Raw genomic sequence first — 20,387 nt, 5'->3', positions numbered from 1 at the left:
GACGATTTTCTTAAGCTTCTTACTCCTTCGGAGCAGGGTCCGAAACGACGAAATCCTTGTAAGGTTCCATCTCCGCCGTGATGACCTCCCACGATTTCCCCATTTCGCGGAACTGGTTGAAATCCTTCGGCTTATAGGAAAATTCGAGTTCCGGCGTTTTGATCTTCGCGTACCCCTTTTCAAAGCAGGAATGCATGGCGGCATCCAGGGCACCCGTCATCAGCAGGGTCCGCTCACAGGGATAAGGTTCCTCCTTGTTCACGAACAGATATTGAATCGCGTGCGAGAAGGCGCGGAACAGATTGCGGTTGCCCCAGGGACCGGGGAAGAAGGTCGTCGCTTTCGGCGCCGGCTCCCCTTTGATCGAACAGGCGAAGTTCCAGCGAACCCCGTTGGAGCCAATCCGCAGCATCGTGGCCCGGAAGCCGTCTTTGTACTCCAGCAGAATCCCATGCGGTTCGCGCGTCCCCTCACTGCCGATCGGATCGAACAGCCCCCGCTTTGTATCGCCCAGCTCAGCCTGCATCGCGGCTTCGGCCAGCTTCATCGACCAGCGGCCTTCCTTACCCGCTTTGATCAGGTCGTCCCCCTTGAGGAACTGCACGCTCGAAATGCCGGTCTCACCCCCTTTGCGGAACTCGACCATCGACTGCAGCACTTCCAGGCCGTGGATGTCGTACTTCTCGATCGGCCCGCCGTGAATGGAGACGGCGTCTTCGATCTCGGTGCCGTAAGGCAGCTCCAGCGGAATCGTGCGCTCCGCGAGGGGCACCGAACTGCCGACCATCATCGGGAAGCCGTACTTCCGCGAGGTGTCATACATTTCGCGGGCCCAGTCCCAGCGGTAGGAAAAATGCTTGTCGCTGAAGACCGGCACAAAGCGGTCGGACTGTTCCATAACCTTGACGATCGCATCAAAGAACCGCTTGCGGGGATACTTGGTCTGCCCATACTTCGTATCGGGATAGTCGCCGTGCTCGCCAATCGACAGGACGGCGTCAACCGCCAGTTCATCGCCGCCGTTACAGAGCGCTTCAGGGATCGTTTTGTAAATGGGAATGTCGAACTGCTTCGCGATGCCGCGGGAGAGATCGCGGTCGGTAAACTGATCGCCGTAGAAGGAAATCACATCGCACTGCGGCTCCAGCAGTTTTCCATTAAACAGGTAAGGTCCCAGGAACGGATGCAGAATGTGATAGGCGTGCGAGCAGTAAAAGCACTGCGTATAAATGGCAGCGACCTGCGGTCGTTTCGTCCCGGCGGCAGCCTGCCCCGGATTCAACCAGTTGAGTCCCGCGGTCCCCGCCAGGGCGGCGGCTCCCAGTTTCAACAGATCACGGCGGGAGAGCGATTCAGACAAAGGGTGCGGCAGGTTCGCAGCGGACATAGGGAAGACTCCTGTGGTGGGAACAAGCGAGGCGAGAATCAGTCCCTCTATCGTATCAGATCATCCAGATCTCTCCACCTGTTTTTGGGATGGGTGCGGATTTTGTGGGGGAATTTTGGGATGTGAACTCAACAGGTGAGGTTTGGATTGATAGCAACTTTTATCTGCTCTGTAATCCATATCTCCTTATTGTTCTTCATCTAGCAAATGACTTCTATCAAATGGTTGAAAGTCCTTCAGAAATTTCTGTGTTGAAACGCCCTCTGATATATGCTCTGTTTGATCCGAGGAGATATTAGCAATCGCTGACAGTAGAGGCTCTATATCTATTTGAGCAACGCGTGTCGCCTGCTCATATAGATCTGTTAAAAGTAACTGCGTGGGTAGGTCATAACCTGAATCTGCGATTGAAATAAACGAAATGAGACGACGAAGGAGTGGTTCATCAGAGCTATCACGAATCAGCCAGGATTGCTCGTCACAAAGACAAAAAATATAAGACTGTACATTATCCATACTCCAAATTTTTTGTCGAATCTCTTCTCGTTGCTTGTGCTGGGCATTCAAATATTCGTCTACGAGTTCGAACATCAGTCCCCGATAAACTCTCCAGACTTTTCCGAATTCAGTTTGTCCTCTTGCTTCCAAAAATTCCAAGTATTCTTCTTCCGACATTTCAGGGATACGACATAAATCGTCGTCAAATTCATCATCGTCCTCTTCAATTATTTCAAAACGGACTTCAATATCTTCTAGTTGCTTAAGAATATGGTCTATCATTTCACTCTGCTTCTATGTGCTGGGCGAGACCAACGAGCCTGACAGAGGGCATAAGGGTCTAACCCCTTTTTTCTTTAGCCCGACAGTCGTTTTATTACACCTTCTAACATTACACCCACACATCAGACAATTTCCCCAAAGCTTCTTTCATGACTTTCAAGAGCGTATCTTTTGAAATATCAACACTATAAACACGACCAATTTCCTCAGATGGTTTATGTCGGTCATCCCAATACTTAAACAAAATAGTACTTTTTGAATCATATTTTAGAAAATAGCAAATAGCAGCGCAAGTAGTTGAGTCATAGTTAAGAACTTGAAACATGGTAGAGGCTTCATTCTCAAGCCGATTGAAGATTTCGTCTGGCTGTAATCCATTACAATCAAGACGAATGAATTCGTTAGTTTCAATTCGGTCAATCTCTTTCTTCAGCATTGTATAAAAGGTTGGTAAATAAACGACGTCATCTATAGGATTGATCGGTTTATTTCCTATCCAGATTGTTATGTGCTGTTGTTGAATTGAGTCGGCCCAGTAGGAACCGATTTCAAACGCAATATGTTTTTTATCGCCAACTATCGCCATTATTAGTGATTTTCTAAAACTTTCTTAACCCAAGTGGTTCGAGCCGCATTAAAGGTGTCTCACAAATTGACCTTTAAGTTCTTTATGATTAGTCCCTCTTCCAAGGAACATCTTTAATTGCAGAATGTATGAATTCTACGTCAAGACTGCGGCAGATTACCTTTCCTTGATAACCAGCGGTTGCAAGAATGGCTTGAGACAGCAAACCATTTACCTGATACCATAAATCAACTCGTTCATCCGAGCCTGTAGACCTAGAAAGCAGTTTTTCTACTTTTTTAGGCATTCCATGAACTAGAGCATTTCGAACATCCACAAGCACACAAATTAAATCGTCCAGATTAAATTCTTTAGCATATGCGATTAGCTCAGTACTCTTTGCTGGCAGGCCCGTTGGAATTGAATAGAGTGATAACAATAGTCTAATTTTGTCTGATGCAGGTAATGACTTGAATCCATTCACACTACATAGTCCGCGTTGTTCTACTACTTCAAACCACGCTAGTGTCTCTAACGCCACTTGCTGTAATACTATCGATCCCTCAATCAGACCAGCACTTTGTTCAGCTTCAACGTACCAACCAATTCCAGTAGTTAAAACTTCATATCTCTTTGGTTCGTTGTACGCCTTATACAAACAGCGAAACAGCTCCTCAAACGTTCCCTTTACCATAGAATAATACCAGGATAATCCTGGTGGATTCATGCTGGTCATAGTCACTTGGGGGAAAACTCGATTTAAACATCCTGTTTCTGAATAACCCCACGGACCAATTAACCCCACCCACCGGCCACACATAAATGAAAGAGTTTTATGTAGAATGGAGCCAATCAAATCAATTTTTGGATTAGAAATACTCTTGCTAAATCTAACTTCGATGACGTGTGTAAAGACAAATGGGGTTCGAACATTTTTCTTCTTTTCTTTGATCTGATCGATCACAATCTCAAAACCATCAATATTGGTTTCAGTCCTTCCCATATAGATAGAGTCACTGCCTTGAATGACTTTCCCGTTTAAGTCTGGGCCATTAATTACCAAATACTTTATTGAATCGAAGAGCGGATCAGGATCTATATGATCAACGACATGTCCTGAAAAAGATGATCCCGTCTTATTATTATTGACATTAGTCACATTCACAGTAACGACACCGACAGGTTGACCACAGGACATTTCATATATCCCGGATGCATCGGTGTTAAACATACTGTTTATTAAATCAGCCGGACTGCGTTTTTCATCGCATTCAAATTCAAAAATCACATCTGGTTTTGGAGCTATCTCAAATAATATTTTCCCAATTCCAGATCTCGATTTTTCATCTCTCGAAAGAGTCGTCACTCCAGACCAAAACTCTATCATTCCAGTTTCACAATCATATTCACAAGGAGGAGTGAGTCTCTCTGCCAATTCTGTGGGTCTTTGATCTGGCGATGGTTTATCCACAATTTATGCTCTCTTGGTAAAACACAATAAATCTGGGAAGAAAAAGAGTAGGCCCCAAACCCGCCTCTAATTACTCTTCATCCTCATAGGGATCATCCATTTCCTCGAAGAGTTCATCTAATCCCAGCCTTCAAATGGATACTGAGTTCTTGAGACGATACCTTCATACTCAAGTGCGTCCTTGATCTCAGAGAGTGCTGCATCTCGAACCGCATCACCATGATAAGTTTCTCCAGCCTGGGGATCGTGGTATTCGCCATCAGTATGGATGGCAAGTTCTGCGGCACAAAGACATAACAGAGCGAACTCGGTAGCAGTTCGTCCCATGGCTGAGCGAAAAAAAATGTGCTGCCCTTCGATATCAACTTCAAAGCCAGAAATGGCAGGTGACAACAAAGCCGCATCAATCAATTCAGCAGGCATCGAAATCACCTTGAATGGCAGGAAACCACCGCTCCAGACTTCTGGGGAGAAGTCTGGATATATTTCGCAATCGATGCCATGTGGTATCAGGAGCGCTGGCCATAGTTCCCGCAGGTTGTCCGGAACTGTTTGACCGCAACAAACGCTTAATTCAAATGCCATCGCGGAGCCCTTATGATAAAAAAGAGGCAATAAAGGTCTCAGGAATCTTTGTCGTCAACAGCACAGTAAGTACACAGAAACAGGATGAGACCAAAGCCTGTCACAAAACCCATGACCGGCCCGATAATAATGGAACTCAGTAAGAGCCAATGCATATCGTAGGCAAGTCCAAAGTAAGTACACGCTAAGATGCATGCGAAGATTGATAATTGAATAGCTGTGTCGTTGTACGAACCTGTGTCTTTCCAGAATTTTGGTAGTTTCATGTTACATGCCTGTCTTGTTCTTCACCTGCAGGGAATTTTTAAAACGCGCGACGGCCCGTTATTTCAAATTTAATAATCTTAAATCGAACTTCAATTCTTTTATCAAGAGAAAGTTCGACTGAGTAGACGTGCAAGTTGAGTGCGTTTCGAATGCGATTCAGGTCACAATAGATGCTTAGCGGGGTTCGAAATCCGAATCCAATGGATTTTGTTTACTGATTGAGAAACGATTCGATCTTTCGAACGCAATACGTTGCACATGCCCCAAACATGAATTATTTTACGATTTCATTCAATCCCTTCTGGAAACCGGAGCGTCATGTCGATCTCAAAACCTACTAGTCCGGAAGAACTCTTTCCACCGTTTGAAAAAATTGGAGACAACGGATGGAATAAACATTTAAGCGATTTCCTGAAATCATTTGATGTGCCTTTGCCAGGCCCCTGTACGAATCTGGATCTGGAGAACCAGGAACTGGCAATGGGAATGAAATTCCCCGATTCGCTTCGGACATTTCTCCTCGAGTTTGGCCCTGTTTCGTTCGATTATATCGAAATTCTTGCACCATCCCAGATTTCATTGGCAACCGAACTTTGGTTCGCAGACAAGCTGACCGAGAACTTGAATGAATACATCCTCATTGCCAACGCCGGGGGTCCTGAAAACCGGTTTGCTTTAAACATCGAAAGCGGGGATTGTTATCTCGCACGACATTATCCGCACAGGCTGGAACGCTGTCTCAATAGTTTTGACGATTTGATTCGGATAGCGTGTGTCGGATTATTTACTGGCTATTATGGCTGGGACGATGAAGAATTAGAGGCCATGCAGACACAGGTAATGAAAGATTTGTTTGGGTTTGTACTTTAGCAAAGATCAAACGAGGGAGCAGGCTCAACTCCTTAGTTCATCCCCCCTTCATACTGGCGTAGACTGCGAAGGCCCTGATACAGAAATGAAAGACAGCCAAGACAACCTAATCATCCCTGTCATCTTGAGCTTTGTCCAAAACTGACAGAGGTGTTATTTTCAGGAAGTCCCACGCTTCCCCCATGACCCGACTCGCAGCATCTTCGCTTGCTATGATCTGGTTGAGTTGGCTTTCATAAAAAGGCCTGCCATCCAACGACGATTTCAGTACATATCGCTTTCCAATCGGATGATACAGTTGTCGCCCACACGATCCGCATTTCCGATGAGAAGAATTCGGGCCACCACGAATGATCAGTTGCGATTTCCCTGCGAATGTAAAGAAATCTTCGATCACCTTGCCATCGGAATCAACGACATTACCTACAAAAAAATACTCACGAAATTCGTCCTCACCCAATGCACTTAGTAAATCCAGTCGGATCAACCCGAGTGCAATGGGAATCGCAACATTCAGTGGCACATCCTCCAGTCGTCCCTCGACAGGAATATCCAGCGCCTCTGTCCCTTGCATTGGTGAATAGCATTCCGGGCAAATTACTTTGCCAAGAACTCCAGTCAGCCATTGCGGATGAACATTTTGAGGTCCGTCGTACAATGTGTGAATATGGAATAGCTTCATTTGCCTGCTCATGGTAACGACGTATAGCTCCTTTTAACCAAAGCGCCTGCTCTCACCTGTTTTCTTTTCACACATTATTGGTCTAGTTCCTGGCAAATAAAATCGAGTTCGATACCAACGCAATCATCGCCCGCCATGAGTCGAAACATCGGTCCTGAACCATCGCCGAATCCCGAGTTGACATACGGAATTCTGATCTGGCCATTCATTTCAAACTGAATCATACCGAAACGCTGAAAATCATATCCGTCGATGACGTTTTGAAAACCTGCATCATCACCGGCGACAACAGCGTCGACTGCACCCATATCGCAAATTGCGATCATAGCACTATCCGTTCCGGTGATACCGATTTCTTCACCCACTGATACATCAGAAGCAGAGCTCAGGCGGGCACGAGCACGCCCGATAATTCGAATTCCGTCAAAGTCGCAGCCTTGTGCTTCCACGATATAGTGTCCGTTGGGTACATCGATCATACAGCCATCTTCACCGTCGCATACGCAGGGATCACCGGCCCATAAACAACCGTGCGATACGCTAAGTTCAGCAACAGGCATCCATTCGCTGGCTACTCCTTCAATGCCATCTTTCGGGAAGCCTGACAATCCTGCTCTGAGATATGCTTCGAGTGTCATTTTCATGTCAGTAGCCTGATCTGAGAAGATATTAAAAGGGACAGCGAATTCGCTTGGTAATACAAGGAGTCATGTCGAATCAGCGATTCTGCAAGACGTTAGAAATATAACACTGATCCGCCGACCATGTTCAATCATCATCTTTTTCGGGATATAAAATTTCGATCCCGATAGCTCGTCCTGCGGCATTGAAGTCTAAAATAAGACTCGGCCCATCATAATTTTCAATCAATTCATGAATCAATATTGAGTTGGGGGCAGTAATTTCTCCGGGGGGAATCTCTGCTGGAAAATCTAACAGTCTCAGATACGCGGACCCCTCACATCCCTCATGTTGTATAAGCTGAAACTTTTTTTCAGACATAATTAACCCGGCTTTTCTTCAACATTTTGTAGCAGGTGGACGCGTAGAACCGCAGACAGCACCGGGATCAACCCCCGTCGCCACTTTCAGCTAGTGAATCAAATCACTCAACCAATCAACTGCAGCGGGGGCGGGGGGCCGGGGCTTGAAACGGGTCACCAGAACTACGCCGCAGGCTCCGATCAGAATCGTGGTGATCAGCTGACCGAGTGGGAAACCTTCCGGGGCCGACCAGTTGTTGGCGGAGAAAATCGGCATCAGAAAGACGAGCGTGTTGACGGCGGGCGTTCCCGAGAAGACCAGCGGAGGCACGGTCAGCGGTCCGGTGGGCCCCAGGCGGTTGATCGCCAGGATGATACACAGGTTACCGCCGACGCCGAACAGCCCCGCGATAAGGGCTTTCACACAGCCGTCCACAGAAAACTGCTCGCTGACCGGCGCACCGCTCAGAAACAGCACATAGATTCCCAGGGCCACCACGGCAACCAGGAAGTAGCCTTCGCCGACATGCGTGAGCGCTCGCAGGCTCTTGCACAGCTTGTTCTGGCCTTTCATCGCCACGCTGCCGGAATGGATCAGAGCGACGTAAAGTCCCCAGCTGAGGACCGTCCAGGCGGTTGCGATTTTCCAGGCCTGGTTCGGCTCCGCGGACCCGTGATGTCCTGTGGCGGCGATTTCTTTAAGACCGATCATGTGCCAGCCGAAGACCAGCAGCAGAACAAAACCGATCGCGAAGAGCGCCTTGTATTTCACCGGCCAGCTCTCCTTTGTCGGCGGCTTCGTGATGAGCGCGTAGAGGATACTCACCAGGGGAACCCCGCAGAACACAAGCGGCATCACCTGGCCGTGTCCGCTGGGACAGTACTTCAAAGCATAGGAAAGAGTCACCGCGCCACTGGCAACGAACAGACCGGCGATCCGTCCGATCCGGTTCCCTTTCGGCGTGAAATCTCCGTCGTCGATGCCTTTCTGTTTCAAAATCGGCAAGGCGACGTACCGCACCAGCAGCCAGGCTACCAGCAGGTAGGAGATGCCAACCCCGATGGCGGCCATCCAGTTGTTGCCCTGCAACGCCCCGGTGGCTCTGCCGAACCGGGAGCCGTACAGCCCCCAGCAAATCCAGACGCCGACGACATAGGTGAACCAGAAGCCAAAAATCGCGTGAGCTATATTCACCGCTCGTACTTTCCTGTTGATATGATAAAGACCCGACGGATAGCGCTATTCATTTCGCACGTGGCCCGGATTTTATCAGAGACGGCGAATGTTTTCTACTTGCCCGGCCAGATTTTGCGTGGTGAGAAACAGAGCGCCACTGGAAATCCATTTTCAGCTGAACAGACGCGGCGGATTCACGTCAATGGAACGAGAATCGGGCACTACACGATTCTCCGCTGGTTTGCAGCGGGCGACCTGGCACCCGTTTACCGCCCCGCATCAATCCGATACAGGTTGTCGACCGTGCGGATAAAGATGCTGCCGTCGGCAATCGCGGGCGTACCCCAGGCTTGCTGGTCGAGCTTATTCACGGCCACCACCTGCAGTTCGTCACCAGCCGCGATAACATGCGTGTTGCCATTGGAATCCAGCGCGAACAGGTGTTTGCCGTCGGTCCAGGGCGACGCCCAGAACGCGCGGGCACCCGGGACGCGGCTCTCGTATTCCAGTCGCCCCGTTTCCATATCGACACAACGAATGATGCCCCGACGGCGTTCGAAGAAATACAGGTTGCCAGCCAAATAAGTCGGCGACGCCATTTGAATGCCCGAGCCGTCCATCCGCCACTCCACGAACGCGCCCTGTTTGCCGTCGCCCGGCGGAGTGATATCGCCCGTGCCACCCGGTTTGACAGAGTAGAGCCGTCCGCCGCCGTCATCATCGCCGCCCCGATTGCGCAGTTCGTTCCCGATGATCAGTCGATCGCCCACCGCAACGGGGGTCGCCGACGAACGCCCTTTATTCATATCCAGCGTCCAGAGCAACTTTCCGGTTGCCGGATCGTAGGAGCGATAGACCGTGCCCCCCACAATCAGTTCATTCCGCAATGAATTCTTCCAGATCATGGGACTGCTGTATTGCGATTTTTCCTCGCGGTTGACCTTCCAGATTTCGTCTCCGGTTTTCGTATCCAGGGCGACGAGGAACGACTGCTCCTGGTTATCAACCTGAATGAACAGCCGGTCTTCGAACATCACCGGTGAGCTCGATGTGCCCCAGCCGGCCCGCATCTCATACACACCCAGGTCTTTCTGCCACAACACGTCGCCTTTCAGGTCGAGACAATACACGCCGTTCATGCCGAAGTACGCGTAAATGCGTTTCCCATCAGTGACCGGCGTTTCCGTGGCATAGGTGTTGGTGCTGTGCCGCGGCATCGGTGGCTTGCCTTCTTTCACCGTTTTCTTCCAGATCTGCTCGCCGGTAGCGGCATCCAGACAGACAACCTGGTATTGAAACAGCACGTTGACCAGGTCGTTACGATCGCGGCCGTAGCCACCTCTATTGGATTCCGGTCGGGCAATGTTTTTCTTGGCGGGATTGGCAGGCACCGCAGCCGTCATGTAAACGCGGTTCTCCCAGACAATCGGCTGCGACCAGCCTTCACCCTCAAGGGGCTTCTTCCAGCGAATATTGGTTTGTTCTCCTTCAGCATCCGACCAGTTGACGGGCAGCGGTTTCGCAGAGACCGCATTGGAATTCGCACCGCGGAACTGAGGATAGTTTTCAGCCAGGCACGTTTGACCCACGGCCAGCACGACAATCAGCACGGTAAGTTGAGAAGTAAAATGCATAAAACTCTTCCTGACATCCACAACACAAACAGCTGCTATGAATCATTGAGAACCATACGAGAAATTATCTGACTTATAGATAGTGTAGAGGCTACCAACGAGAAAGAAATAGCAATTCTCTGTGAAGGAAAACAGGAGTGACAGGTCTGGTTCCAGATCGCGTTTATTGCAAACTGCTTAGAGTATTTCGACCACAAAACAGACCCATTAGCCACAGGGCATTGGCCCCGGTTGAAACGTCTTTATTATGCAACGTACACATTAAAAAACGCGACCTGGCGGAATTCATCCAGATGTCGCGCGAACGGTTATTTCCACTCCATCAGAAACAAGAAAGGCAGCGAGCCGCCCAGGATCGCCCCTCCCAGCATGCCTGCGGGAACGGTGAAAATAATGAGCACCCAGTCAGCCTCCCCGAGACCGCCTCCCAGGAAGTGGCAGAAATAGATGAGACCATAAAACCCCACAAAGGCACCAACGATAATACCAATGCCTGCTGTGGTAATGGCTGCTAAGATCGTCAAAATAGATGTCAGGGCGGTGTCGATTTCGTCGTCAATTCCACCCTGGATTTCGTTTACGTCTGACATGCGGGTGCCTCGGGATTAATCTGGTAAAATAGAGCAGTTTCATTTTCTCGTACAGTTAACAGGCGTAGAAGCAGATCAGATATCACGCATGGAATGAAAATTATTCCTGATTAAAGAAAAAAAGATGTCTACAGCCCCCAGGTGATCGATTACAGTACGGGGAACCACGCTGAGACTCAAAAATCCTCTTTCATCCCCACCCGGAAAGACTCATCCATGTCCATTGCTTCGCTGCAATTCGAAGCTGCCTGTTCGATCAAAAACAAAGCACTCGGACTCCGCGAACCATCGGGGCTCACCATCGATCCGGAAGGGACGCTCTGGACCGTCTGTGATCAATCGAGGAAACTCTTTCAGCTCGACACCAACGGTCAGATCCTCTCGATGCGGGAGGTGGACAACAAAGGTCTCGAGGGCATCACCTTCGATTCACGGGGGCATATCCTGGTCGTCGATGAAGATGCCGGCAAGATCCTGAAGTACGATCCCGCCACGGGAAAGGAAATCGCAGACCGCCGGCTGAAGGACATGCAGGGCTTCGCTGCCGTCTCCCTCTGTTTCGAAGAGGCCGACAACAATGGACTGGAAGGCATTACGCATGACTCTACGCGTTCCGAAATCCTGCTGCTCAAGGAAGCCGATCCGGGGCTGCTGATCGCCGTCAGCGACGATCTCGAGCGCATCGTCACCGTCGATCACCTGAACGAAAGCCGGGGATTCGTCGACGAGGAACTCGATGCTGAAGCCATCGATTTCTCGGGCATCTGTTACGACCGCGTGCGTGATCTCTGCTGGATTGTCAGCGACCAGGCCAGTCAGGTCTTCATCTACGATCGGCACAACGGCAGAGTCACCCAGCGTTTCCCCTTCGAGGCTGCAGGAAAAACGATTCGCAAAGCCGAGGGAGTCACCCTGGATCGGGAGTCAAAGTATCTCTACGTCGTCTGCGATCAAGACGCAGAACTGGCCCGCTTTCGGATTGTCGATTGAAGTCGGGCAGGTCAGATCCTGTTTACTTCGAGCCTGAATCAAGACTGACAGAAACGAGGAGATATGAAAGATCCCAACCCGAAGTTTTTATTGATCCTGTAACCTGTTTTATATGTTGATGTTATAGAAATCATTCTGGTGAGATACTCAAAGTGGCTCAGACCGGTTCTCCTCCGGATAAAGCTTGAAGTCGCACGAAAATCAGTTAAAATATCGTTGATGCGTGAGGCGTTTCCGATTCAACACGCCTGATGCAACCAGCCGATACTATTCCAGACTGCCTGCCTCGACCATCTGATCCGTAAAAACGCGTTTCGCAGCTCGAAAGGATGGAGAGCCTCACTCCCGCAACGCGTCGAGATCACAGCTGAACCACCGGATTGTTTTCTGAAAGATCGACTATGCTCAATCGTAGACAAATGATGCAAACCCTGGCCGCCGGTGCCGGCGCCGCCTTTGGACTGCCCCTCCTGCCCGAACGTCTGCTCGCCATGCCGACCAGTAAAGACACGCCCAAGCGGATTGTCTTCTTCATGCAGAACCAGGGATTCGATCCGGCGACCTGTATTCCCGAAGGCATGAAACGCAGCGGCTCACTGGCGAAGGTCAAACTCCCTGAACCCATCAGCCCGCTGGAACCATACAAAGATCGTATGCACATCATCAACGGTCTGCACGGCATTCACACCAGTCCTTCGCACAGCGCCTTCTTCGGCGCGCTGGGTGGCTACCGCGGAAGTGACGGCGTCCCGCCGAGTGCCTCGACCATCGATTACGAGTTGAGCAAAATCCTGCCGCAGACACTGCTGCCGCATCTCTGTATCGGCATGGACTCCATCGAGAACATGCGGACCAAGCCGACCATCGCAACATTGTCAGCCAGTGGCGCCGGTCAGCCGATCTTCATGCACTCCAATCCGAATCACCTGTATCAGATGCTGTATGGCGGCATCTCTACCGGCGACATTCGACGTCAGCACGAAGCACGCTCCAATGTCTTCAATCAGATCGAACAGCTGGCCGCCGCGAAAGGCAATGCACTGCCCACCGCCGACCAGCAGCGGTACGGTCAGTTCGTTGACGGCTTCAAAGAAGTCAATGGTCTGCGTGATCGTCTCGATTCGGTTGCTGGTCACTTGAGCAAATTCGCACCCAAAGTCGACGGTCGTTATACCAGTCCCGAGCATGAAACCGACTGGCACGATGTACTGCTGGATCTGGGTATTTCGTCCCTCACGTCAGGCATCACCAACACGCTGACCATCGGCTCGGGCCGCGGCGAAATCTTTGGTGCCTGGAAAGGGCTGGGCATTGAACAGCAGGGCCACAACCTGGGCCACATGGAACAGCCGGGCAATCCGATCTGGATTAAGATTCGTCAATACAACAGCCGCATGCTGGTGCGGATCATCGAAGCCCTCGAATCGATCCCCGAGGGGAGTGGCACGATGATGGATCACACACTCATCGTTTACACCAGCAACAACGCCGACAAACAGCACACCAGCGGTGCCAACTGGCCGGTGATGCTGCTGGGCAATTTCGACGGTGCCTTCAAGACCGGCTGCTTCACCCAGCTGGACGGCAAACGGCCGATCAACTCGTTGTACGCAACCCTGCTGGAAGCCGCCGGCGTTCCCTGTGAGCACTTCAACATGAATGAGAAGCTGGCCCGCAAGTTTGATTCCGGTTCCGGCCCGCTGCAGGAACTGCTGGCATGATCGGGTTTCGTCTCGTCGCCGCTCTTTCAGTACTGTTAAGTCTGCTCGCTGTCACTCAGGGAGAGACGTACACGCCCGGGCAGAAGGTTTCCAAAGACTACCAGAGTTTTGCGAAAACCTTCCTGAAGACCCACTGCGTCGACTGTCACGGCGCGACCGATCCGGAAGGGAATCTTTCGCTGCACGATCTCGGTCCCGTAGATGAAGTCAACGCGGCGACCTGGCGGAGTGTCTGGGCACAGGTCACGCTGAAAGAGATGCCGCCGCGGGACATGACTCAGCCGGAAGTCATCGAACGGCTGCAGTTCTCGGACTGGATTGTCGGCGAACTGACAAATGCGATGAAGGACAAGGGGGGCTTCCACGACCACCTGGATCCGAACAAAGCCAACTATGTCGACCATGAGCTACTCTTTGGCCCGCTGCCGAAAAATATCAAACTCGTTCCGACTGCGTCCCCGGCACGACTCTGGCGGTTAACGCCTCAAGAGCATATGACGCGTCTGAATGAACTGATCAACAAAGAGCCCGAATACGATCCGAACAAGCCGGGACTGCGGACGCACGGCGATGACGTTCCCACCAATCACGGCGGCGAACTCAAACTCTATTTCGGAGTCGATCGCATTATCAAATGGCAAGGCGGAACGGTGGCGTATGCGACCGCAGTCAAGAGCGTCCCCGCCATTCTGTCGTCAGCTCGCACACACGGGCTGGAAAACTATCCCGACTTCTACACCGTCAACAGTGCGGAAGCGACACAGATCCTGAGTATGGCGGCGGATATTTTGCGGTATATGGCATACGGTCCGTTGAGTATCGCCAAGCCGTACCAGATCAGCGATGATCCGCGTCCCGTCATGAAAAAATGGAATGGGGATATTCGCGGGCTGCCGACGAGTATCGTTTACAGCACGAAAGTCATGCGACCGCTGACACCCGTTTATGACCTGATGGAGCAGGAAGGTACCACCGATGCCAGCCTGCAGGCCGCTATCAGTTATCTGTTCGAAATGCTGACCTTCCGCCCGCCGACTCCGAAAGAGTCAGATCAGTACCTGACCATCGTGAAACAGTCGATCGACAAACTCGGTAAGAAAGACGGCGTCGTCCTGGGGTTGTCAGCTTTGTTTCTCGATCGCGATGCACTCTTCCGCCCCGAACTGGCCGCCGCCGGTCAACCCGATCAGTACGGCCGCGTCATGCTGCAGGACTGGGAACTGGGACTGGCCGTCAATCATGCCTTGCGCTACATCAAACCAGACGCAGAACTGCGTGCCGCGATTGTCGAAGGTCGCATGCGGACACGCGCAGACGTGAAACGCGAAGTCGAACGGATGCTGGCCGACGACACTGTCCGCAAACCGCGAGTCCTGCGTTTCTTCCGCGATTACTTTGACTACGATCTGGGCGGTTACATCTGTAAGGATGCGAAAGCACTCGCGGACACAGGGGTGAGTAACCGGGGCCAGGCTCATTATCGGGCCATGTTCGATTCAACGGCCAGTACAGATCGTCTGATCGAACTGATCCTGAAAGACGATCGCGATGTCTTCCAGCGTCTGTTGACAACCAACCAGGTCGTCGCGACCAAAGCAGATGAAATCTATTTCGGTGAGCGACGAACCCGCAAGGAAGAGCTCGCGGCCCGCAAAGCGGCTCAGGAACAGGCTGCCAAAGAAGCGGCCAAAACCGGAAAGGAACCCAGCAAGGCCGACAAGCGAAAAGCCGCGCAGGTCAACCATAAAGTCACACCGACGAAGCTCACAGGACCGGAGATCTTTGCCCGCGTCAGTCGTCGCAGTTTTGGTACAGGCTCGATGGAACCAGAGCGAATCCTGGCAAAAATACCTGAAGATCAGCGTCTGGGCATCCTGACGCATCCCAGCTGGCTTGTTTCGCATTCCGACGCGATGGACAATCACGCCATTCGTCGCGGCCGCTGGATTCGCGAACGATTACTGGGTGGCGGCATTCCCGATGTGCCGATCACCGTCGATGCCATGCTGCCCGATGAACCGGAACATACACTTCGCGAACGGATGCGGGTGACTCGCGAAGAATACTGCTGGACCTGCCACAAAAAGATGGATCCGCTGGGCCTGCCCTTCGAGATGTATAATCACGCCGGCCTGTATCGCGAGACCGAACTGGAAAAACCGGTCGACACCACCGGCGCAATCATCGATTCCGGCGACCCCAAACTGGATGGCAAAGTCGCCAACGCGCTCGAGCTCATCGAAAAAATTGCCGAGAGCGAGCGGGCCGAGCAGGTCTTTGTCCGCCATGCATTCCGCTTCTGGATGGGTCGCAACGAAACATTGAACGATGCCCCGGTGCTGCAGGCAGCCCATCGCGCCTACAAAGAGAACGGCGGCAGCATGAATGCACTCATCGTCTCCCTGCTGACGTCCGACGCCTTTCTCTACCGCACCCGCAACGACGCCGCGCTGGTGGAATCTGACTGAGCCGATGATGAGAGTCGCGGTATAAACCGTGATGGACACTGCGATCTATGAACGTGCACTGTGTGTCTCGACTCATCCCGTTGTTTTAACGCTCTGAAATGAAGGATGAATTTTATTTTTCAGATAGCGAAAAAGACGGTCGCGATTTTGGGGTTCACGATGTTTGTGAATACGCTCACTGTGATTCTGTTTTTCAATATCTCGTTTCGTCGAGATGACCCCTATATAATTGGTTTTCTTCCGGCAATGCTCATCTTGCCGGGGTGGATTTTGTATTTCATTTTTGAACGCTATCCAAAACGATTTCTGAATCAAAATTCTGCTTTTCTCTGCTATTCTCCTTTTCCACTCCTGTTCTTCATTATTCCTGGTGTGCTAGTGAGAGGCGAAGGTTCCGGGTATATGTTCCTTTTTGGAGTCTACTTTGTGGCGGGTGTGTTATTGTCCCTGCCAGTATTAAAGCAAATGGAAAAGCAGTCTGTCGTTTATGTATTGATCGCTTTCGGATTGATCTATCTTTTGGGGTTCGTGTTATCTATTTGGTTATAATGTCATTCTTGATATGATCGAATTGAAATCAACGCAGCATTCGTGATCTGTCTGTTGTGTTGAGCGGATCAAAAGAAATCCTTCAATCAAGAATGAAATAACCAGCAGCAAATTATGGGTGAATCCACCAAAGCCGTGTGTGCGTTACTGATGATCGTGAGCGGTATCGCTGCTGCTTTCGCCTGGATGGCCGATCGCCCTGATGCTGTGACATGGGGAATTCGTATCGGCGGCTTTGTCAGTGCAATGCTGATGCTGGGGGTGATTCTCAAGCTGCACTTTCGTGCGGACCTGGAACACGATTATTTGCGTCAACTGACGGGAACGTATTTCAATCGTGATGACTTCTGTTTTGCGTTTCTCGTAACTCCCCATGACGGCCTCGCGTTCATGGATGCGTATTTTCAAACGCAGAGGGACCAACCATGTATGGGGCAAATTGCCTTGCGGCCCGCGCGAGGTTTCTTTCTGACTCGTGCCAATTTTGATGCCATTACATTTGAGGTCGAATGTCCGCCTGCCGGATTTGGCTTCGCTCGAATTGCCATTCCGATTCCCGAAAAACTTCAGGGAAAACGGCTCTCGTTCGAGGTAGGTGCATGTGTACGTTATCCGGAGGGCAAAGGGCGTCGCGTCCGTTTTCATGACGGCATTTTCCTGAGATCCAATTCGAATTTTGGGAATTCGTTTGGGACCGCCCTGACCGCTGCAGGGGCGGCTACCGGATCCCTCGTTCTCTCCAGCCCCGCAACAGCAAACATTGAATTGCCCGCTGACGTTGCCGAAGAGATTCCCAATGACCTCGCTCCAGAAATAAAAATACTTTGGCAACTGGGGGAACCGCCACTGGAAAATGTTGGCTGACAACGCGGACTTAAGCCTACCTGCTGTCACTCTTTTGTATGCTTGCGCTTACGGCTGCCACAGCGCTTTGCCCCGGTAGCGGGTGCCGATGGGATACCGCTCGCTGGGGACCGCAGCGGTCTTCATGATCTGTGCGATCCGCTGCACGACTTCGGGATGTTGTTTCGCGACGTCTGTGGTCTCTCCCAGATCCTGTTTCAAATCATAGAGCGCAATCGCTGCCTGCTGGCCGTGGCGAATTCCTTTCCAGTCTTTCCAGCGCACCGCCTGATCGTAGCGGGCTCGGCAATGACCGTAGTCCCAGTACAGAAAGTCATGTTTCTCAGGCAGCGGTTTTCCCTGAAGCGTCTGCACGAGGGAGACGCCGTCGAGTTCTTTAGGAACCGGGGCAACCGCCAGTTCCGTAAATGTGGGCAGCATATCCTGGAAGGCGATGACTTCCTCATTAACTGTGTCTGCAGGAATCACGCCGGGCCAGCGGGCAATCAGAGGCACGCGGATGCCTCCTTCGGTGAGATCCCGTTTAAAACCTCGCAAAGGGCCGTTCGTTCGGAACCGCTGGGGAACACCTTTATGCCCACCATTATCGCTGGTGAAAATAATCAGCGTTCGCTCGCGTAGCTGGAGCTCATCCACCAGACGCATGATTCGTCCCACATCGCGATCCAGCCGATGGATCATCGCGGCATATTTTTTCGATTTGGCATCCCAGTCCCGGTCGGAGTAAGGTTCGGTCGAAGGGACTGCCAGCCCGTGCGGATCTTCCTCCTTCGCGGAGAAGTGGGGGACGGTATAAGCGGCATACAGGAAGAAGGGTTCCTCAGCCGAAGTGCGAATGAATTTCAAAGCGCGATCGGTCAGCAGATCGTGACTGTATTGCTGACGCGATTCCCGGTTCCCCGTCAGTTCCAGGCGACCTTCGTTGTCGTCCAGGTACTCGGTGAAATAATAATGCGCGTGATCCTGGTTCAGGTAGCCGAACCACATATCGAATCCCTGGTTCGTAGCCCGACCGACGGTGCCTGCATCGCCGAGCGACCATTTTCCCACGCCGCCACACCGGTACCCCGCTTTTTTCAGGACCTCGGCAACAGTCACATCGTCCGCCTGCAGGTAAGTCGGGTAGTATTATCCCGCGCGGGCGTGTGCCCGTTATGCAGCCCGGTCATCAAGACGGCCCGTGAAGCCGTACAGACGGAAGCCCCTGCGTAAGCCTGTGTGAATCGCATGCCCTGGGCGGCCAGTTGATCGATGTGCGGCGTCTGAATCAACTTCTGTCCGTAGCAACCCAGATCACCATACCCCAGATCATCGGCCATGATGAAAATGATATTCGGTCGCTGCTGCTCAGCCGTCTGTACCGCAGTCGGCATACTGAGCAGACAGATCATCAGCCAGAACAGGGCTGAGGCAAACGGGAATCGCAGTCCGCCGCTGGTATTAGTGTTTAAGTTTCTGAGCGCTCGTATCGACATCGGTTTCCCATCCCTTTAATGCCTGGTTCAGTTGATTCACAATTTCCGGATGTTCTGCTGCCAGATTTTGCTGTTCGCCCAGATCGCTTTCCAGGTTGAATAGTTCGCCGCGCTGATTGGTCACACACAGTTTCCACTTCCCGCTGCGCACCGCGCTGCGATTTCCCATCCGCCAGAACAGACTGCGGTCAGCCAGCTTCTGTTCGCCCTGCCAGAGCAATGCGAGATCGACGCCGTCGGTCTGGTAGTTCGCCTCTGGTATCCCCGCGATGCTGGCGAAGGTCGGGAGCAGATCAATGGAGTGCGCGGTCTGGTCTGTGACGCCGGCGTGAATGGTGCCCGGCCAGGACATCAGACAGGGTACGCGATGTCCGCCTTCGTATAGCGTCCCCTTCTGACCGCGGAGCGGGCCGTTACTGGAGATGTGCTGAAACTGTTTTCCATAGTTGAGATAGCCGCCATTATCCGAAGAGAAAATGACGAGCGTGTTCTTTTCCAGTTGCAGGCGCTGGAGCGCGGCCATAATTTGTCCCAGACTCTGGTCCAGCGATTCAATCATCGCCCGCGTATGCGGACTGACATTTCCCGGCTCGGGAATGATACCCCATTTATCCGCATGGTATGACTGTCCCGCTTGCCGATGCGGTGGATCGTTTGGTCCCTGCCAGGGGAAGTGAATCGCCAGATGAGGCACATAGAGAAAGAAAGGCCGCTCGCGATTGGCTTCGATAAACTCCACGCTATACCGGCTCAACAGGTCGGCGGTGTAACCTTTTTCCATCTGGATCGCATTGTTGTGCCACCAGTCCTCATTGCCCGAACGATCGATGTGAGTGTGATGATCGCCGTCTCCCGAGGCCAGACCGCGAAACACATCAAAACCCTGACTGGGGGGTAGCCAGGGGGGCTGATAGCCCAGGTGCCACTTCCCGAAACAGGCGGTCGCGTAACCTCGCTGTTTCAGCAACTCGGCCATCGTCAGTGCCTGATGGGGGAGACCGATGTCGCGATCTGCTTTACCTGACAGGGCGCCTTCAAACTCGGTACCAAATCGCTGTTGATACTGCCCCGTCAACATCGCGGCCCGGGTCGGCGTGCACATGGCGCCGGCAGAATGGAAGTCGGTAAATTTCAAACCACCCGCGGCCAGGCGATCGATGTGAGGCGTCTGGACCTGTTTGTTTCCATAACAGGCCAGGTCACCGTAGCCGAGATCATCGGCTAGAATCAACACAATATTCGGCGGTTGTTGCTCGGCAGCCTGAGAAACCAGGCAGGTCAACACACAGCAGACCGCGATCAACAGAAATATCAGAGGGGAGCGCATGA

The 20,387-nt window shown here is 51.8% G+C and carries 20 protein-coding genes; 6 read left to right on the top strand and 14 right to left on the bottom strand.

The window, feature by feature from the left end; translation table 11 throughout:
* Positions 1-19 precede the first annotated feature (19 nt).
* From RID21_RS08670 to RID21_RS08650, 5 genes are all read right to left on the bottom strand, one after another.
* Positions 20-1,387 (bottom strand): hypothetical protein, encoded by a 1,368-nt coding sequence (locus tag RID21_RS08670; RefSeq protein WP_350188242.1) that lies wholly within the window; start codon positions 1,385-1,387, stop codon positions 20-22.
* 186 nt (positions 1,388-1,573) lie between these two features.
* Positions 1,574-2,167: a hypothetical protein gene (locus RID21_RS08665; RefSeq protein ID WP_350188241.1), complete on the bottom strand. Its 594-nt coding sequence runs from the start codon at positions 2,165-2,167 to the stop codon at positions 1,574-1,576.
* Between the two features lie 109 nt (positions 2,168-2,276).
* A complete protein-coding gene (locus tag RID21_RS08660; RefSeq protein ID WP_350188240.1) occupies positions 2,277-2,753 on the bottom strand; it encodes a hypothetical protein in 477 nt (158 codons plus the stop codon).
* Positions 2,754-2,841: 88 nt separating this feature from the next.
* Positions 2,842-4,203: a YopA family protein gene (locus tag RID21_RS08655; RefSeq protein ID WP_350188239.1), complete on the bottom strand. Its 1,362-nt coding sequence runs from the start codon at positions 4,201-4,203 to the stop codon at positions 2,842-2,844.
* Positions 4,204-4,320: 117 nt separating this feature from the next.
* Positions 4,321-4,788, bottom strand: a complete 468-nt coding sequence (locus RID21_RS08650; RefSeq protein WP_350188238.1) for a hypothetical protein — start codon at positions 4,786-4,788, stop codon at positions 4,321-4,323.
* Positions 4,789-5,373: 585 nt separating this feature from the next.
* Here RID21_RS08650 and RID21_RS08645 point away from each other — a divergent pair.
* Positions 5,374-5,925, top strand: a complete 552-nt coding sequence (locus RID21_RS08645; RefSeq protein ID WP_350188237.1) for an SMI1/KNR4 family protein — start codon at positions 5,374-5,376, stop codon at positions 5,923-5,925.
* 106 nt (positions 5,926-6,031) lie between these two features.
* On the opposite strand, the gene RID21_RS08640 is transcribed toward RID21_RS08645, so the two are convergent.
* The 6 genes from RID21_RS08640 to RID21_RS08615 form a co-directional block, all read right to left on the bottom strand.
* Entirely contained in the window at positions 6,032-6,607 is a 576-nt protein-coding gene (locus RID21_RS08640) for a hypothetical protein (protein ID WP_350188236.1), read from the bottom strand.
* Positions 6,608-6,681: 74 nt separating this feature from the next.
* Positions 6,682-7,251: a hypothetical protein gene (locus tag RID21_RS08635; RefSeq protein ID WP_350188235.1), complete on the bottom strand. Its 570-nt coding sequence runs from the start codon at positions 7,249-7,251 to the stop codon at positions 6,682-6,684.
* Between the two features lie 124 nt (positions 7,252-7,375).
* A complete protein-coding gene (locus RID21_RS08630) occupies positions 7,376-7,609 on the bottom strand; it encodes a hypothetical protein (protein ID WP_350188234.1) in 234 nt (77 codons plus the stop codon).
* Between the two features lie 90 nt (positions 7,610-7,699).
* Positions 7,700-8,785, bottom strand: a complete 1,086-nt coding sequence (locus tag RID21_RS08625; RefSeq protein ID WP_350188233.1) for a hypothetical protein — start codon at positions 8,783-8,785, stop codon at positions 7,700-7,702.
* Positions 8,786-9,033: 248 nt separating this feature from the next.
* Positions 9,034-10,401: an outer membrane protein assembly factor BamB family protein gene (locus tag RID21_RS08620; protein WP_350188232.1), complete on the bottom strand. Its 1,368-nt coding sequence runs from the start codon at positions 10,399-10,401 to the stop codon at positions 9,034-9,036.
* A 308-nt stretch (positions 10,402-10,709) separates the two neighbouring features.
* Positions 10,710-10,991 (bottom strand): hypothetical protein, encoded by a 282-nt coding sequence (locus RID21_RS08615; RefSeq protein ID WP_350188231.1) that lies wholly within the window; start codon positions 10,989-10,991, stop codon positions 10,710-10,712.
* Positions 10,992-11,207: 216 nt separating this feature from the next.
* On the opposite strand from RID21_RS08615, the gene RID21_RS08610 reads away from it, so the two are divergent.
* From RID21_RS08610 to RID21_RS08590, 5 genes are all read left to right on the top strand, one after another.
* Positions 11,208-11,981, top strand: coding sequence for an SdiA-regulated domain-containing protein (locus RID21_RS08610; protein ID WP_350188230.1), 774 nt, complete (start codon positions 11,208-11,210; stop codon positions 11,979-11,981).
* Between the two features lie 401 nt (positions 11,982-12,382).
* Positions 12,383-13,702, top strand: a complete 1,320-nt coding sequence (locus tag RID21_RS08605) for a DUF1552 domain-containing protein (protein WP_350188229.1) — start codon at positions 12,383-12,385, stop codon at positions 13,700-13,702.
* Positions 13,699-16,170 carry a DUF1588 domain-containing protein gene (locus tag RID21_RS08600; RefSeq protein WP_350188228.1) on the top strand — a complete coding sequence of 824 codons (2,472 nt, stop codon included), beginning with the start codon at positions 13,699-13,701 and terminating at the stop codon, positions 16,168-16,170. Before RID21_RS08605 ends, RID21_RS08600 begins: the two co-directional genes overlap by 4 nt.
* 105 nt (positions 16,171-16,275) lie before the next feature.
* Complete coding sequence (locus tag RID21_RS08595; RefSeq protein WP_145193435.1) at positions 16,276-16,719, top strand: hypothetical protein; 444 nt, start codon at positions 16,276-16,278, stop codon at positions 16,717-16,719.
* A 114-nt stretch (positions 16,720-16,833) separates the two neighbouring features.
* Entirely contained in the window at positions 16,834-17,583 is a 750-nt protein-coding gene (locus tag RID21_RS08590; protein ID WP_145193437.1) for a hypothetical protein, read from the top strand.
* Between the two features lie 48 nt (positions 17,584-17,631).
* Here RID21_RS08590 and RID21_RS08585 read toward each other — a convergent pair whose 3' ends face one another.
* The 3 genes from RID21_RS08585 to RID21_RS08575 are packed head-to-tail and all read right to left on the bottom strand — an operon-like array spanning position 17,632 to position 20,385.
* Positions 17,632-18,681 (bottom strand): sulfatase-like hydrolase/transferase, encoded by a 1,050-nt coding sequence (locus RID21_RS08585; protein WP_350188227.1) that lies wholly within the window; start codon positions 18,679-18,681, stop codon positions 17,632-17,634.
* Complete coding sequence (locus RID21_RS08580; RefSeq protein ID WP_350188226.1) at positions 18,678-19,058, bottom strand: sulfatase-like hydrolase/transferase; 381 nt, start codon at positions 19,056-19,058, stop codon at positions 18,678-18,680. Before RID21_RS08580 ends, RID21_RS08585 begins: the two co-directional genes overlap by 4 nt.
* Positions 19,024-20,385 (bottom strand): sulfatase, encoded by a 1,362-nt coding sequence (locus tag RID21_RS08575; RefSeq protein WP_350188225.1) that lies wholly within the window; start codon positions 20,383-20,385, stop codon positions 19,024-19,026. Before RID21_RS08575 ends, RID21_RS08580 begins: the two co-directional genes overlap by 35 nt.
* Between the last annotated feature and the right edge of the window lie 2 nt (positions 20,386-20,387).

The organism is Gimesia sp., assembly GCF_040219335.1.
In the GTDB taxonomy this organism is placed as follows: domain Bacteria; phylum Planctomycetota; class Planctomycetia; order Planctomycetales; family Planctomycetaceae; genus Gimesia.
Note: the sequence above shows the minus strand (reverse complement) of the source record. Positions and strands in the feature narration are given on the sequence as shown.

Coding starts and splice junctions, on each gene's coding strand:
- RID21_RS08670 (WP_350188242.1), bottom strand. CDS start 1,387: ATGTCCGCTGCGAACCTGCCGCACCCTTTGTCTGAATCGCTCTCCCGC.
- RID21_RS08665 (WP_350188241.1), bottom strand. CDS start 2,167: ATGATAGACCATATTCTTAAGCAACTAGAAGATATTGAAGTCCGTTTT.
- RID21_RS08660 (WP_350188240.1), bottom strand. CDS start 2,753: ATGGCGATAGTTGGCGATAAAAAACATATTGCGTTTGAAATCGGTTCC.
- RID21_RS08650 (WP_350188238.1), bottom strand. CDS start 4,788: ATGGCATTTGAATTAAGCGTTTGTTGCGGTCAAACAGTTCCGGACAAC.
- RID21_RS08645 (WP_350188237.1), top strand. CDS start 5,374: ATGTCGATCTCAAAACCTACTAGTCCGGAAGAACTCTTTCCACCGTTT.
- RID21_RS08640 (WP_350188236.1), bottom strand. CDS start 6,607: ATGAAGCTATTCCATATTCACACATTGTACGACGGACCTCAAAATGTT.
- RID21_RS08635 (WP_350188235.1), bottom strand. CDS start 7,251: ATGAAAATGACACTCGAAGCATATCTCAGAGCAGGATTGTCAGGCTTC.
- RID21_RS08630 (WP_350188234.1), bottom strand. CDS start 7,609: ATGTCTGAAAAAAAGTTTCAGCTTATACAACATGAGGGATGTGAGGGG.
- RID21_RS08620 (WP_350188232.1), bottom strand. CDS start 10,401: ATGCATTTTACTTCTCAACTTACCGTGCTGATTGTCGTGCTGGCCGTG.
- RID21_RS08615 (WP_350188231.1), bottom strand. CDS start 10,991: ATGTCAGACGTAAACGAAATCCAGGGTGGAATTGACGACGAAATCGAC.
- RID21_RS08610 (WP_350188230.1), top strand. CDS start 11,208: ATGTCCATTGCTTCGCTGCAATTCGAAGCTGCCTGTTCGATCAAAAAC.
- RID21_RS08605 (WP_350188229.1), top strand. CDS start 12,383: ATGCTCAATCGTAGACAAATGATGCAAACCCTGGCCGCCGGTGCCGGC.
- RID21_RS08600 (WP_350188228.1), top strand. CDS start 13,699: ATGATCGGGTTTCGTCTCGTCGCCGCTCTTTCAGTACTGTTAAGTCTG.
- RID21_RS08595 (WP_145193435.1), top strand. CDS start 16,276: ATGAATTTTATTTTTCAGATAGCGAAAAAGACGGTCGCGATTTTGGGG.
- RID21_RS08590 (WP_145193437.1), top strand. CDS start 16,834: ATGGGTGAATCCACCAAAGCCGTGTGTGCGTTACTGATGATCGTGAGC.
- RID21_RS08580 (WP_350188226.1), bottom strand. CDS start 19,058: ATGTCGATACGAGCGCTCAGAAACTTAAACACTAATACCAGCGGCGGA.
- RID21_RS08575 (WP_350188225.1), bottom strand. CDS start 20,385: ATGCGCTCCCCTCTGATATTTCTGTTGATCGCGGTCTGCTGTGTGTTG.